Origin of the sequence: Bacillus sp. JJ1533 (assembly GCF_036965045.1) — a bacterium.
GTDB lineage: Bacteria > Bacillota > Bacilli > Bacillales > Bacillaceae_L > Ferdinandcohnia.
The window spans coordinates 1,573-15,189 of the sequence record NZ_JBALOV010000070.1 but is presented as its reverse complement, the minus strand read 5'-3'; the positions used below and the strand labels follow the sequence as shown (position 1 = coordinate 15,189).

At 41.6% G+C, this 13,617-nt stretch carries 12 protein-coding genes and 1 riboswitch; of the genes, 3 read left to right on the top strand and 9 right to left on the bottom strand.

Features of this window, described 5'->3' with window-relative positions; translation table 11 throughout:
* Positions 1 to 125: 125 nt before the first annotated feature.
* A riboswitch (purine riboswitch) is annotated at positions 126 to 227 on the top strand.
* Between the two features lie 108 nt (positions 228 to 335).
* Together V7138_RS25170 and V7138_RS25165 are read left to right on the top strand one after the other, a co-directional pair.
* Positions 336 to 926 carry a xanthine phosphoribosyltransferase gene (locus tag V7138_RS25170; RefSeq protein ID WP_335402750.1) on the top strand — a complete coding sequence of 197 codons (591 nt, stop codon included), beginning with the start codon at positions 336 to 338 and terminating at the stop codon, positions 924 to 926.
* Positions 926 to 2,230, top strand: a complete 1,305-nt coding sequence (locus V7138_RS25165) for a nucleobase:cation symporter-2 family protein (RefSeq protein ID WP_335402748.1) — start codon at positions 926 to 928, stop codon at positions 2,228 to 2,230. Before V7138_RS25170 ends, V7138_RS25165 begins: the two co-directional genes overlap by 1 nt.
* 108 nt (positions 2,231 to 2,338) lie before the next feature.
* Here V7138_RS25165 and V7138_RS25160 read toward each other — a convergent pair whose 3' ends face one another.
* The 6 genes from V7138_RS25160 to V7138_RS25135 all read right to left on the bottom strand — a co-directional run bounded on the left by V7138_RS25160 (position 2,339) and on the right by V7138_RS25135 (position 8,756).
* Positions 2,339 to 3,475: a PD-(D/E)XK nuclease family protein gene (locus V7138_RS25160; RefSeq protein ID WP_335402746.1), complete on the bottom strand. Its 1,137-nt coding sequence runs from the start codon at positions 3,473 to 3,475 to the stop codon at positions 2,339 to 2,341.
* The gene (locus tag V7138_RS25155) at positions 3,472 to 3,642 is read right to left on the bottom strand and encodes a hypothetical protein (protein ID WP_335402744.1); all 171 of its coding nucleotides are present in this window, start codon (positions 3,640 to 3,642) and stop codon (positions 3,472 to 3,474) included. Before V7138_RS25155 ends, V7138_RS25160 begins: the two co-directional genes overlap by 4 nt.
* 214 nt (positions 3,643 to 3,856) lie before the next feature.
* On the bottom strand, positions 3,857 to 4,777 hold the full coding sequence (locus V7138_RS25150; protein WP_335402752.1) for a ribose-phosphate diphosphokinase: 921 nt from the start codon (positions 4,775 to 4,777) through the stop codon (positions 3,857 to 3,859).
* A 125-nt stretch (positions 4,778 to 4,902) separates the two neighbouring features.
* The gene (locus tag V7138_RS25145) at positions 4,903 to 5,571 is read right to left on the bottom strand and encodes a hypothetical protein (RefSeq protein WP_335402742.1); all 669 of its coding nucleotides are present in this window, start codon (positions 5,569 to 5,571) and stop codon (positions 4,903 to 4,905) included.
* 108 nt (positions 5,572 to 5,679) lie between these two features.
* Positions 5,680 to 6,567, bottom strand: coding sequence for a formyltetrahydrofolate deformylase (purU, locus tag V7138_RS25140; RefSeq protein WP_335402740.1), 888 nt, complete (start codon positions 6,565 to 6,567; stop codon positions 5,680 to 5,682).
* A gap of 137 nt (positions 6,568 to 6,704) precedes the next feature.
* Positions 6,705 to 8,756 carry an outer membrane protein assembly factor BamB family protein gene (locus V7138_RS25135; protein ID WP_335402738.1) on the bottom strand — a complete coding sequence of 684 codons (2,052 nt, stop codon included), beginning with the start codon at positions 8,754 to 8,756 and terminating at the stop codon, positions 6,705 to 6,707.
* A gap of 219 nt (positions 8,757 to 8,975) precedes the next feature.
* Between V7138_RS25135 and V7138_RS25130 the strand changes: the two genes are divergently transcribed.
* Positions 8,976 to 10,106 (top strand): Ig-like domain-containing protein, encoded by a 1,131-nt coding sequence (locus V7138_RS25130; protein WP_335402736.1) that lies wholly within the window; start codon positions 8,976 to 8,978, stop codon positions 10,104 to 10,106.
* A gap of 60 nt (positions 10,107 to 10,166) precedes the next feature.
* Here V7138_RS25130 and V7138_RS25125 read toward each other — a convergent pair whose 3' ends face one another.
* The 3 genes from V7138_RS25125 to rbsK all read right to left on the bottom strand — a co-directional run bounded on the left by V7138_RS25125 (position 10,167) and on the right by rbsK (position 13,313).
* Positions 10,167 to 11,315 carry a M20 family metallopeptidase gene (locus V7138_RS25125; protein ID WP_335402734.1) on the bottom strand — a complete coding sequence of 383 codons (1,149 nt, stop codon included), beginning with the start codon at positions 11,313 to 11,315 and terminating at the stop codon, positions 10,167 to 10,169.
* Positions 11,316 to 11,478: 163 nt separating this feature from the next.
* A complete protein-coding gene (locus V7138_RS25120) occupies positions 11,479 to 12,396 on the bottom strand; it encodes a nucleoside hydrolase (protein ID WP_335402732.1) in 918 nt (305 codons plus the stop codon).
* Complete coding sequence (rbsK, locus tag V7138_RS25115; RefSeq protein ID WP_335402730.1) at positions 12,393 to 13,313, bottom strand: ribokinase; 921 nt, start codon at positions 13,311 to 13,313, stop codon at positions 12,393 to 12,395. The genes V7138_RS25120 and rbsK overlap by 4 nt, the downstream gene beginning before the upstream one ends.
* Positions 13,314 to 13,617 lie beyond the last annotated feature (304 nt).

Below are 13,617 nucleotides of genomic sequence, written 5' to 3'. Positions count from 1 at the left end.
ATCTGAACTTTTGCGTCCCCCCACCAACCTTTGCGTCTACATTTATATTTTTGAGTCCTCCCGCTCCTTTTTCCAACTCCCACCATTTACAAATCCCGCCTCCCGTCATATAATACCAACATACCATTTGAATATCGGCATTCACTCATATAATCACGGGGATATGGCCCGTAAGTTTCTACCAGCGCACCGTAAATGTGCTGACTATGAGTGAGCAATGGGAATGCATTTATGCGATTCCACTTTCCTTCGTTGAAAGCCTGAAGGTCATTGACTCACTCGTAATGGGGAGTGCAATGATGTTCAGGCTTTTTCATTTTAAGGGGGAAACTCACATGCAACTTTTACAACAGAAAATTATCAACGAAGGTACAGTCCTATCCGACCACGTCCTTAAGGTCGACGCCTTTTTAAACCATCAAATAGATCCTCAGCTCATGGTTGAAGTCGGCAAGGAATTTGCGCGCCGCTTCCAGAATGACAACATCACAAAAGTGCTGACACTTGAATCCTCAGGGATTGCACCTAGCATGATGGCAGCGCTCGAACTCGGTGTTCCCGTTATTTTTGCCAGAAAAAGAAAATCATTAACATTGGTAAACGACCTGCTCACAGCATCTGTTCATTCCTTTACAAAAAATGAAACCAATGACATCTCCGTTTCTCAAAAATTCCTCGAACCATCAGACAATGTGCTAATCATCGATGACTTTTTGGCAAACGGCCAGGCTGCGCTTGGATTAGCTAGCATCGTAGAGTTAGCTGGCGCTAAAACCGCTGGAATCGGAATTGTAATTGAAAAATCCTTTCAAGACGGTGGTAAGCTGCTTCGTGACAAAGGTTTCAAGGTTGAATCACTTGCTCGAATTCAATCTTTACAAGATGGAAAAGTGACATTCTTAGAGGAAATGGAGGTTGTTCGCTAATGCAAAGAAACGTATTTAAAACCGCTTCTCTCGGAATTCAACACGTACTCGCGATGTACGCAGGTGCCGTGATTGTGCCGCTCATCGTTGGTGGCGCCATCGGCTTAACAAGTGAGCAGCTCACATATCTCGTTTCAATTGACTTATTAATGTGTGGAATCGCAACGCTTTTACAGGTGTGGAAAAATAAATACTTCGGTATCGGGCTACCCGTAATGCTCGGTTGTACGTTTACAGCAGTCGGGCCAATGATTGCTATCGGAGGGCAGTATGGGATATCCGCGATTTACGGTGCGATTTTAGCTGGCGGTGTCTTCCTTGTTCTCGTTTCTACTATCTTTGGTAAGCTCGTAAAATTCTTCCCTCCAGTCGTAACCGGGTCAGTTGTTACCATTATTGGGATCACGCTCATTCCTGTTGCAATGAACGACATGGCCGGCGGAGTGGGAAGCGCAGATTTCGGTTCGGTTCAAAATCTTGCTCTTTCATTCGGAACGCTATTTTTTATCTTAGTGTTGTATCGTTTTGCAAAAGGTTTTATGCGTCAAATTGCCATTTTACTAGGGTTAATCATTGGTACAGCCGTTGCCTATTTCTTAGGCAAGGTTGATTTTTCAGCAGTAGCAGATGCGTCTTGGATGCACATGCCGAAACCGTTCTACTTCGGTATGCCAACGTTCGAGCCATCAGCAATTATCATGATGATTTTAGTTTTAATCGTGGGGCTTGTAGAAGCATCAGGCGTTTACTTCGCACTTAGTGATATCACGGGTAAAAAGCTATCGGAAGAAGAAATCTCAAAGGGATACCGTGCAGAAGGAATTGCGACCATTTTAGGCGGAATTTTCAACGCGTTCCCATATACAACCTACTCACAGAACGTTGGACTCATCCAACTTTCAGGTGTAAAAAAGAACACTGTCATCTACGCAGCTGGGGCATTTCTAATTATACTGGGATTCCTTCCAAAAGTCGGCGCGTTCACAACTGTCATCCCAACGCCCGTTCTCGGCGGCGCAATGCTTGCGATGTTCGGAATGGTCATCTCTGCGGGAATTAAAATGCTAAGCAAAGTTGACTTTTCATCACAAGAAAATCTATTAATCATGGCATGTTCAATCGGTATGGGACTCGGCATCACAACCGTCCCAACCCTATTCGCCAACCTACCAGAGAACGTCCAAATCCTTACCAGCAACGGTATCGTCATCGGAAGCCTAACCGCCATCGTCATGAACCTTATCTTCATGAAAAAACCTGCAAAAAAAGCGGTGCAGGTACTGGAAGGGCAAAAGGCCTCGTAGGGACACGGGGACAGGTTCATTGTCCCATTCGGCTGATCAAAAAAGTAGCTATCTATGTAGCTACTTTTTCTATGTTTAAGACGGAGTCCGCGTGACTCCCTGCCCTTTCTAACCTAGTTCCCATTCCCCTTTTATTTCCTTCAAAAACCTATGATGAAACTCAGGAATGAACTTCATGATCTTATCAGGTTTGTTCATTTCATTCATGAAAAATACCCCAATTTCAGATTCCTTTTTTCCGGCATGATCTGTTACTCTTTTTCCGTTTTCGAGTAGATAACTAGGATTTTCTTTTTTAAAGTATTGCATAGTCTCCTCAAATAACTTAATGAGAACTTGAAGCCTTTCTACTTTTTCACGTCTATATGAATCTAATGGTCTATTTAGTTTACTTGCATTGGCCTCATAATTGTAATATTGACGAACCGATAAATAATAACCTTCTTTACGCCGGTCCAAACGATAAAATAAAGCCTCCGGAAATTGAACGCTCGTATTGGATGGTATGAATGAATATTGCGTCCACGGTCTACCACTACTATTTCCTCTACGAATCGAAGTCTTGTCGTCTTCCTCTGCAATCTTTCCAAATAGCTCTTTCATAAAAATCCATTGACCCACATCTGTTTTTAGTGAGCTTTTTACCTTATCTAGGACCTTTGAAGCTAAGTTAGCTATGATAAGGTCCTCTTCTTGTTGAAGTTCAAAAATGTAGTCATAATAATCGTGGAAAATGTCACTTGAAATCACTTCAAGATAGTCAGACATAACATCGATCATTTCTTGTCTATTAAAGACTTTAAACCTGCCTATCTTTTCATTAAATCTATCAATATAGGTAACCTCATTATCAAAAATATAACCCGTTTTATAGTAAATACCCAGTATTTCCACGTCATCTTTATTATTTTCATTTTTTAATAGATTAAAATATTTTTCTAGTTGACCGGAATGCATAGCCGTGTTTGTTTTATCCTCAATGATAATTTGATACTTTTTATGACCTGCACTGAAACGGATTAGAATATCAATGTTTTTATACTGTCTTATTACCTCTATTGAATCGATTAAGTTACTCGGAACATGAATATCATGCAATTTTAACATAGTGTTTAATAGTGCCAATCCGTATTCCTTTTCAGGAAAATCTCCAGGCTGATTAATCCATGATAAACTCCAAACAATGAAAGCATCTTGTGTAAGTTCTTTTGTTCCAAATCGAAAGATATTTGGTCTATTTTTCATACGTCATCCCCTCGAAGACCTTGATAAAAACCGCAATAATTACTACAAATGAGTGCTGGATAGATAATTTCTTGAACGATGTTTCCATTTTCCTCCTCATGGATCAATTCCCAAACATCTTCAATCAGCTTTGAATTACAAAGCGGACATTTCTCCTCGCCATCCATAAAATCCACCAACTTTTATTAGTTAATACCTATAATCTAAATCAAATTGGGTGATTTATCCAATAAAAGGGACAAGGGGTATAACTGTACCCCCTTTTTTGATGTTCCGCAAAGCTCTATCAACAATAATTTTGTTCTATCCGCGTTAGCTTGTTCTCCCATTCTCCCCCACAAAAAAAAGCCGTACCACTAAGGACAGCTCAGATAAAAAATTCTATTCAAATAAAGGACTCACAGCTCTTTCGTTATGGATGCGGTCGACTGCATTGACTAGCAGTGGAGCCACGGAAATGGTTGTGATTTTATCGAGTTGTTTTTCTTCTGGCAGTTGAATCGTGTTTGTGACGACCAGTTCTTCAATTGGTGATGACTCGATTCTTTCAATTGCTGGGCCGGATAAGACTGGATGCGTACAGCAAGCGTACACTCCTTTTGCACCCATTTCCTTTAGGGCTTTTGCAGCAATGGTTATCGTTCCGGCTGTATCGATTAAGTCGTCGATAATGATGGCATTTTTTCCTTCGATATTCCCGACGATGTTCATGATTTGCGCCACATTTGGTTTTGGACGGCGTTTATCGATAAAGGCAATCGGCACATTTAGCTGGCTTGCCAATTTTCTTGCACGCACAACTCCACCTTGGTCAGGTGCAACCACGACCACATCCTCAAGCCCTTTGTTAGTAAAATATTCTGCTAGAAGGGGTACGCCAAGCAATTGATCCACAGGAATATCAAAAAATCCTTGGATTTGTGGTGCATGAAGGTCCATGGTCAAGACCCTTGTAGCCCCCGCCGTTTCTAGTAAGTTTGCGATAAGCTTCGCTGTGATTGGTTCACGTGAGCGTGCTTTACGGTCCTGTCGTGCATATCCGTAATAAGGGATCACCACGTTGATGTTTTTTGCAGAAGCTCGTTTGAGCGCATCGATCATGATTAATAATTCCATCACGTGTTCGTTAGCCGGCTGGGAGGTGGATTGGACTAAGTATACCTCACTTCCACGGACACTTTCTTCGATGTTGATATGTATTTCTCCGTCACTGAAACGGGATACGGAACATTTCCCCAACTCACAACCAAGTAACGTCGCCATTTCCTCTGCTAGTTTTGAGTTTGAATTTAAGCTAAACATTTTAAAACACTCGTTCAATTGGTAAGCCACTGTTCGTCCTCCATGCAAAATATAGTCTATATATAATATAACCTAATTCGGCAGTGATTTACATAGGCCACAGTTACAAATTTCGACAAAAATAACTAGAAAAAGTTATCGTTGTTCCTATCAATTTGCCTAAAAAAGAATAGAAACCCTGGCATTACAAGGTTCCTTAAGACGTTAAAAGTCATATACTTCTCCAAACCCAATAATTTTAAAGTCCATTCCTTCTTTTGAAAATGTATATTGAAATCGCTGCAATTTAGGTTGTTTACTTTCAATGATTGATTAAATTGACGTTCAAAATCGATGACTTCCCCTACTTTAAAATAGTCAATGTTCGGATAATCTCCCATAACAGAATTGGCAAATACCGTTTCCTTCCCGACAGCCTTTTTCAGCATCTCATCACGCTCTTTGTCGGTAGGGTCAGCTTGCGAGAGTTGATGAAGGATTACAGCTTTTTCATATCCAACTTCTTTCAAATAGTTTTCACTATAAAAATAAGGCGTAAAAAACTCATATGCAAAGAATAGGAGAATAAGAAAGCTTGTCATTGCTTTTATTGAAAGCCTATATCGCAGTGTTGCCATCCATTTACTGACCTTCTTAACGAACCAGACGATGAAAATAATGATAAAAATATATATCAAAATCGTAATCAAAAAATGAAAGAAAAGGAAATCTATGAAATGTATGTTTTTAAAGAAAATAAAGACTAATAACATACTCAATAATGTTAAAAATACTCTCTGAACTAGTTCATGCATCCTATTCCTCCTTATTCTTACTTTCAATAAAAGTATTCGTCAAATTCCAAATTTATCCTTCTTTTGCTATCAAAAAAGGAGCCCCAAAAGTGGGACTCCTACATTTTTTTAAAACACAATCGTCTTATTATCATCCACGATGATTCGGTCCTCCAGATGCCATTTCACTCCACGCGCAAGCACGCTTCGTTCGACGGATTGACCGATTTTTTTCAGTCTTGCCACATCGTCACGGTGATCCACGCGGGCAATGTCTTGTTCAATAATTGGGCCCTCATCCAAATCATTTGTTACATAATGGGAGGTCGCTCCGATTAATTTCACCCCACGTGTATAGGCGCGCTCGTACGGTCTAGCTCCGACAAACGCTGGCAGGAATGAGTGATGAATGTTGATGATTTGATTCGGATACTCCGCGACAAAGTCCGGTGTTAATACCTGCATGTAACGCGCAAGCACAATCAAATCAATTTCATATTCTTTTAAAAGCTGTATTTGCTGTTCCTCCACCTGCTTACGGATGTCCTTGTTCGCTGGAATATAAACAAACGGAATGCCGAGGTTTTCGACAACAGGTCTTGCGTCCTCATGATTGCTCACGACAAGCGCAATCTCCGTCATCAAATCGCCGCTTTGCCATTCCCATAAAAGCTCATGCAAACAGTGAAGCTGCTTGGAAACAAAAATCGCCGTTCTTTTTACATTTTGAACATTGATTAACTTCCATTCCATTGAAAATTTTTCAGCCACTTCTAAAAATGCTGACTCCATCTCTGGCTTTTTTTCCGTTAAAGATGGGCATTCAAATTCAATTCGGAGATAAAATGTTCCTTCTTGATGATGTGTGGAATACTGACTGGACTCTATGATATTCGCATCAAATGAATATAAAAATGCAGAAATCGCCATTACGATCCCCGGTTGATCTGGACAACTTACCAATAGCCTTCCGTGATTCTGATGTTTACTTTGAAACTCTTCCTTATTAAAATACATGATCATTACCTCACAATAATTAATGAGGAATATTATATCAGTATCCTGACAAGTTGTCTAAATAATTTGGTAACTATTAAAGATAGGAAGGGGACAGGTCCATTTTTTCTTGGTAAAATGAACCTGTCCCCGTGACCCTATTCAGTTACGATTAGTTTACCAGTCATGTTGTCGTGGCCTGGGCCACAAGGGATGCTGCAGTAATATTGGAATTCTCCCGCTTTTGTGACTACGAATTCAAAGGTTTCGCCTTCTTTAAGGTTCATGCCGAATTCATCAAGTGCGATACCGTGGAGTCCGGAATCATTACTCATCGTGAAGCGAATTGTGTCCCCTACTTTTGCTTTAATTTCTTGAGGATCAAATTCGAAGTTTTTAGCAGTAAGATTGATTTCTATTACATTACCATTTGCTTCCGTGTCAGCAGGTTCTGATGTATCTGTTTTAGGATCTTCCTTTGCTTCTGATTCGCCGGAAGCATGTGGGTCTTCTGCTTCTTCAGTTTCTCCTGCTTCGGCTTGTGACGGCTCTCCACCTAAAGCAAATACAAATACTTGAGGGTCGCTGCCCGCTGATGTAATCATAATGTATTGTTTACCATCTACTACGAAAATAGATGGCGCAGCGGATATCGTTTTACCCGTGGTTTGATATGTCCACAAAATCTCACCTGTTGCTGTATCTAAGGCATTGACTTTACCATCTAATTCACCGTAAAAAGTAAGGCCTGTTGCTGTACTTGTTAACCCACCACGCTGTGCATCTGGCGTTTCGATTTGCCATACTTGTTTCCCTGTATTTAAGTCAAAAGCAGTAATGGTACCGTAGGCGGGTTCATCTGCAGGAGGTGCGTACGATGTACCAAAGGCCCAAACACTACCTCTACTTTCGACTGCTTCTTCTTCATTTCTTGCAGTTTTAATAATAGCACCTTGTTCAATTGAAGGAATTAAATCTAAATTTAATACCGGATCATACGTATTCGGTGCGTAGTTTTGGCCACCTAAAATACCTGGATAAACCAATGTACCTTCTGGTGTTGGTTCAGGATGGTCAATTTTAGCAAAGGGAACATTTTTGTAAATGGGTTCCCCTGATTTAGCATCATAAACGAACCATTCCCCACCCTTTGTACCAACAGCAACAACACGACGTTTTTCACCATTAATGGTTGCTGTATAAACGGTTGGGCTGTCGGCTGTATCATAGTCCCAAAGGTCATGGGATATTTGTTGTTGCGCCCATTTTAATTTACCTGTATCCGCGTCGACTGCAAGTACGGAGTTTGTATGTGGGTTTGCACCAGGTCGTCTCTCACCATAGAAATCAGGTGCTGGGTTTCCCGCAGAAAAGTATAGTGTACCTGTTTCCTCGTCAACACTTGGCAGCATCCAAACAGCACCACCCCCACCAAATAAACCGTCAGCTAACCAATCCTCACCTTTTGGCGGCACAGTCCAGAAAGGTTCATCCCAGGCTGGTGTTAAATCACTTGCATTGAACGCCATTTCAAAACCACGAACACCGTTATCACCGCCTGATGAGCCAACAAAAATTTTCCCATCATAGTAAGTTGGGGCTGTTGTTTCATAATATCCATTTTCAGGCGTGACATCAGGATAGAATTCACTAATTTTCACATATTTAATGGTTTCGCCCGTTTTTTGGTCAATGGATACTAAACCAACATTGTTTGTGATCATAAAAACTTTACCGTCTGCAACAGCAACACCACGGTTAGTATTTATCATCCCTGTGCGTTCAGCATTTTCAATGATTTCTTGAGGAGGAATCCATTCCCAAATGACATCACCAGTTATTGCATCAAAGGCATAAACAAAGTTCATGCTTGTAGAAACATAAGCAACTCCATCAATAACAACCGGGAAGTTTTGGTTGCCATTCGGAATATCTGGATTGATTTCTTTAAATTTTTTACTCCAAATAAGACCTAATTCCTTTACATTTTCTTTCGTAATTTCATCAAATGGAACATGTCGCGTTAGTCCTAGGTCGTAACCAAATGATGGGTAATCCCCATTTACCTCTTTTTCCTCCACTTTTTCTTCTATTTTTTTCGGAGGCTCCTTTTCTTCAGGCTCTTTTACTTCAGGCTGTGACTGACATGCAGTTAACAGCAACATGGCAGAGGCTATAATAGCAGTACTAAACCTTAACCTTTTCCCCAATCCAAACCCCTCCTATTATTAAATATGTGTAACAAATTCATTACAAAAATATGTATATTAGGTATCACCCAAAAATATTCAATATTTAGTTTTTTCAAAATAGTTCTTTTTCTTAATCAATTGTGTATAGATGTAGGGATATAGGCGTTTTATAGGACAGAATAGTTCTTTCGGCATAGCTTTTTCGCTTCAGACTATGTAATTAGGAGGAATTTTAACATGGAAAGGGGATCTAAAATCCTGTGTTTACTTTTTGTATCCATTTTAATTCTAGGTCTTTCAGCTTGTATGAATAGTGGTGAAAAAATGGGTAAAAAAGAAGCTCAAATTGCCAAGATTTCTTTAGAATTAGAACAAAATAAGTTCCCATATGAAAGCTGGAAAATGGATAACTCTCATCAAAAACTTACGAAGGGGCAGCTTTTGGTAGATGACAAACCTGTCGAGGATGCGGTCATTCAAGTGTCCAATAAAAGAAAAACGACGACAGATACAAATGGCGAATTCTCGATTTTATTGGATACAAACATGATTAGAAGTGATTACGTTCATGTCTCTTCCCTTGATGAGGCTACTGTTGGGGGTAAGCCCTTACCTGTGAAACTCAAAAAGGACCTATTAGCATTAGAGCAGGAATTAATGGTTTATTTTCCAATTGAGATTGATAGGGTTGAGGAAAATAAAGAAGATCATCATTTAGTTGATGTATATGCTCGTGCTGTTTTGAATGAAAATGAAGAGTTTCCAAAGTTCGGAGTGGAGAAATTCCCGATTATGGGAACCATTAAAGACGCAAATGGAAATCCTATTGAAGGAGCAACGGTTAACATTCGCCGTGACGGGGTGGAGGGGTTTTCAATGTCTGACCCTAGTAACGAAAATGGAGAATATGCCATGTACTACATACCTGAAGACGATGAGAACCATTATTTAAATGTGTATGTACCTAGTGAAAACATTACGTATACCTTACCTGAGGGAAAAGCATTTCTGTTTCCTGACGATTTTGGTATAAAGCTAGATATCGTACTACCAAAAGAAGGAACCATTATTAAGGATGAACCACCTACTCTCGTTGCAACTGATGCAAAGGGCGCTCTATATAAAGGAGTATTAATTGGTTTGAATACACCCGATGATAGTACCTATTCCACTACGGTTCCACAAAGAGATGGTTCCTTTGTAGTGACATTACCAAAAAAAGCCTGGGAAGGTAATCCAAGCTTTTATCAAATAAATTACAGAGGATTTTCAGAAAGTGAAATTAACCTTGGAGACACTTTACCATCGGATTTTCTTCCACTTCCTCAGAAAAATGAACCAAATCAAATAGTTTCAACCGAAAAATAGGACCAGAATTTTCTGGTTCATTTTTCATGTGGGACACGGGGACATTGTCCCCATGTTCCTTTACTCATTCGCCAGTTTTTCAATCAATAGGGCAACTAACGCACTTCTTACCGGCATTTGCGAGATAAGCAAGTGCTCGTTTGAAGCGTGGGCGCCATCACCGACTGGTCCTAATCCATCTAGGGTTGGAGCAAATTGCGATGCGAAGCTGCCATCACTTCCGCCACCACTTGCTTGGTCTTCCAAGTCCAAATCAAGATATTCCTTCGCTATTTCCTTTGCTGTTTCAAACATTTTTGTTATCTCAGGCGTTTTTTCCATCACCGGTCGGTTGATGCCACCTGTTACCTCGATAGTTATTCCTTCTTGTGAAGGTGTCAAACCTTGAATCAATGGGATAACTCGATTAAACTCGGCGTTATTTTTCACACGTAAATCCAATTCAGCCTCTGCTTCTGCAGCGACCACATTCGATGCACTTCCGCCTTTTACAAGCCCAATATTTAAGGTCGTTCCTTTTTCATAATCTGTTAAGCCATGCAAATAAAGGGTTTGGCGCGCAAGTTCCTCGATCGCACTAATTCCTTTTTCGGGCTCAATCCCAGAGTGTGCTGCTCGTCCCTGTACTTTTATCGTAAACATGCCGACCCCTTTGCGGGAAGTTTTCAGCTTTCCTTTGGTTGAAGCTGCTGCAGACTCTAGAACAAGCACATATTTGCTCTTCTTCGCTTCCGCTTCGATTAACTCCCGTGAGGAATCACTTCCAATCTCCTCATCCGACGTAAACAACATCACGACCTTTGTTTTCAAAGGAACCTGGAGTGTTTTGAGCGCATGTAGAGCAAACAACCCCTGGACGATGCCACCCTTCATATCAAATGACCCCGGCCCATAAAGCTTGTCTCCATCAATCCGGAATGGAAGTTCCTCAAGCGTGCCCTTTGGCCAAACTGTATCCATATGCGCTAAGATGAGAATCTGCTCCTCACCCTCGCCAAATTCACAGCGAAAATGATCACCGAAATGCTCATTCTCGAATTTGCCGATGGAGCCGCCAACATATTTTTTATAAAGCTTCTGAACCTGCTCTCCCACCTGGTCCACCGCTTCTTTATCGTGAGACGGAGACTCTAACTCCACTAACCCCTTCAAAACCTCCACCATCTCAGACTCTTTCTCTTTCAAAAATGCTACAACCTGCTGTTCCATTATAATGCCACCTTTTTTTGGACGGGGGACAGGTACCTTGTCCCACCAATTTTATCTGGGACAATGAACCTGTCCAGAGTGTCCCTCAAAAATTTTATATATAATAACAATATTACAACAATTGAACCCATGCTACTATTTTTGTAGCATGGGCTCGAAATTTCTATTGTGCAGTCGGCACTCGTTTTAAAAAGTGATCCAAGAATTTTGGCGCTTCGACTTCGGTGCATACTTGGATTTTGGGACTACCATCAGCTGCCGGTACTGTTCTACCATCTTCTTCGCCTTCAGTTATCACATCGACCGCTATGTACTTTGTTTTGACGAAGCTTTGGTCGATTGCCACACCTACTGCTAATGGATCGTGGAGGCCACAGCCACCAATTCCCGGGTTCGCGGATTCATAAAAATCATGATAAAAGCCGACCATGTCCGCAAAAAAGTCGCCGACCTCAGAACCGCGCCACGCGTCTACTTTCTCTCTTGGCAACAAGGTCTGCATCGTCACATCCAGCCCTACTAACCTTATCGGTAATCCTGACGCCAGTACGATTTTTGCCGCTTCAGGGTCGGTAAAAATATTCGCCTCCGCATATGGATTCACGTTTCCTGGCACAAAAACCGCTCCACCCATAATCACAACGTCAGAAACCTGGTCGACAATCTCTGGCGCCTTTTGAAGTGCAAGAGCCAGGTTTGTCAATGGTCCAACGGCGATAATGGTCACTTCATTTGGAAGCTCTTTTACCTGATTAATAATAAAATCGACAGCAGTCTGAGTTTCAGCAGAAGCAGTCGGTTCAAAATCTAGCGCATTCCCTAACCCGTCTTGCCCATGGACCTTTTTCGCAAAGCCTTCACGATTAGAACGTGCTAGTGGCTGTGCAGAACCAGCATATACCGGTATCCTTTTTCCAAGCTTCTCTAAAACTGCAAGCGTGTTTCGCGTTGCCTCGTCTACCGCGACATTGCCGTAGCTCGTCGTTAACCCAAGAAGTTCAAGCTCTGGCGAGTTCACTGCATAGGCAATCGCCATTGCATCATCTATTCCTGTATCTACATCAAAAATTACTTTCTTCATTGTTTACCTCCAAAATCTTTTGTCTCTTCTAGTGTTGGCATTGAGGCTTGAGCGCCCTTTTTTGTAACGGTCAACGCACCGACTGTATTTGCAAACTCGGTCGCTTCGTTGAGACTTTTCCCGCTTACGAGTGCTGTTGCGAGCGCACCCGCAAACGCATCACCCGCTGCCGTCGTATCAACCACGGTCACAGTTTGGGGCTCAACAAAGAATGTTTCGTTTTCCCGCAACACGACAACCCCTTTCCCGCCAAGCTTTGCAAATACCGTATCTGCACCTTTTTTCAATAGCTTCGTTCCAGCCGTTTTTGCGGATTCCACATCCGAAATTTGCGCATCTGCCACAATTCCTAACTCACTCTCATTTGGGACGAGGTAGGTCACCTTTTTATAAAGCTCGTCTGGTAGCTTTTGTGCAGGCGCTGGGTCGAGCATGAGCGGAACATTATGCGTCTGAGCGATATTTGCAACATCAAGCACTGTTTCCAAAGGAATCTCGAGTTGCATCATAACAAGCTTCGCCTCACGTATAACTTGCTCGTGTTTTCTAACGTATTCAGGTGTCAAATAGTCATTTGCACCAGGTGATACAATGATACTATTTTCCCCATCTTCATTCACGCTGATAACCGCCACACCGGACGAGACACCATGAATTTTTTCAATATGAGAAGTATCGACACCCACTTCATTCAAGCCTTTTAAAAGCTGCTCACCAAAAATATCTTCCCCGACACAACCGAGCATTGCAACCGACGCACCAAGTTTCGAAGCCGCATATGCCTGGTTGCCGCCTTTTCCGCCATTACCTGTAAAAAAGCCATGCCCCAGAACCGTTTCGCCCCACTCTGGCCGCTCTTTCACATTCACCACCATGTCTACATTCAAACTGCCAATAACCACAATATCCGCTGCCAACTGACATCCCCCACTCTGTTTATACTATAGAATATTATAGACAAACTGACACGCCGTGGCAAAGTTGGGCAATCAGAAGATTAGATGAGACAGATTGGTTTCATTATAGGGATGTTGGTATACACTCACATTCTCTTTTTTATTTAGAATTGCGTAGCATAGTGGAGATTTACTTCTATACGTGGATATTTGCATCGACTTGCTGATTTTTGCGTCGGTTCACTCATTTTTGCGTCAACTCACAGATTTTTGCGTCCCGTTCGCTCTTTTTTGCGTCGACTCACAGACTTTTGCGTCGGTCCAA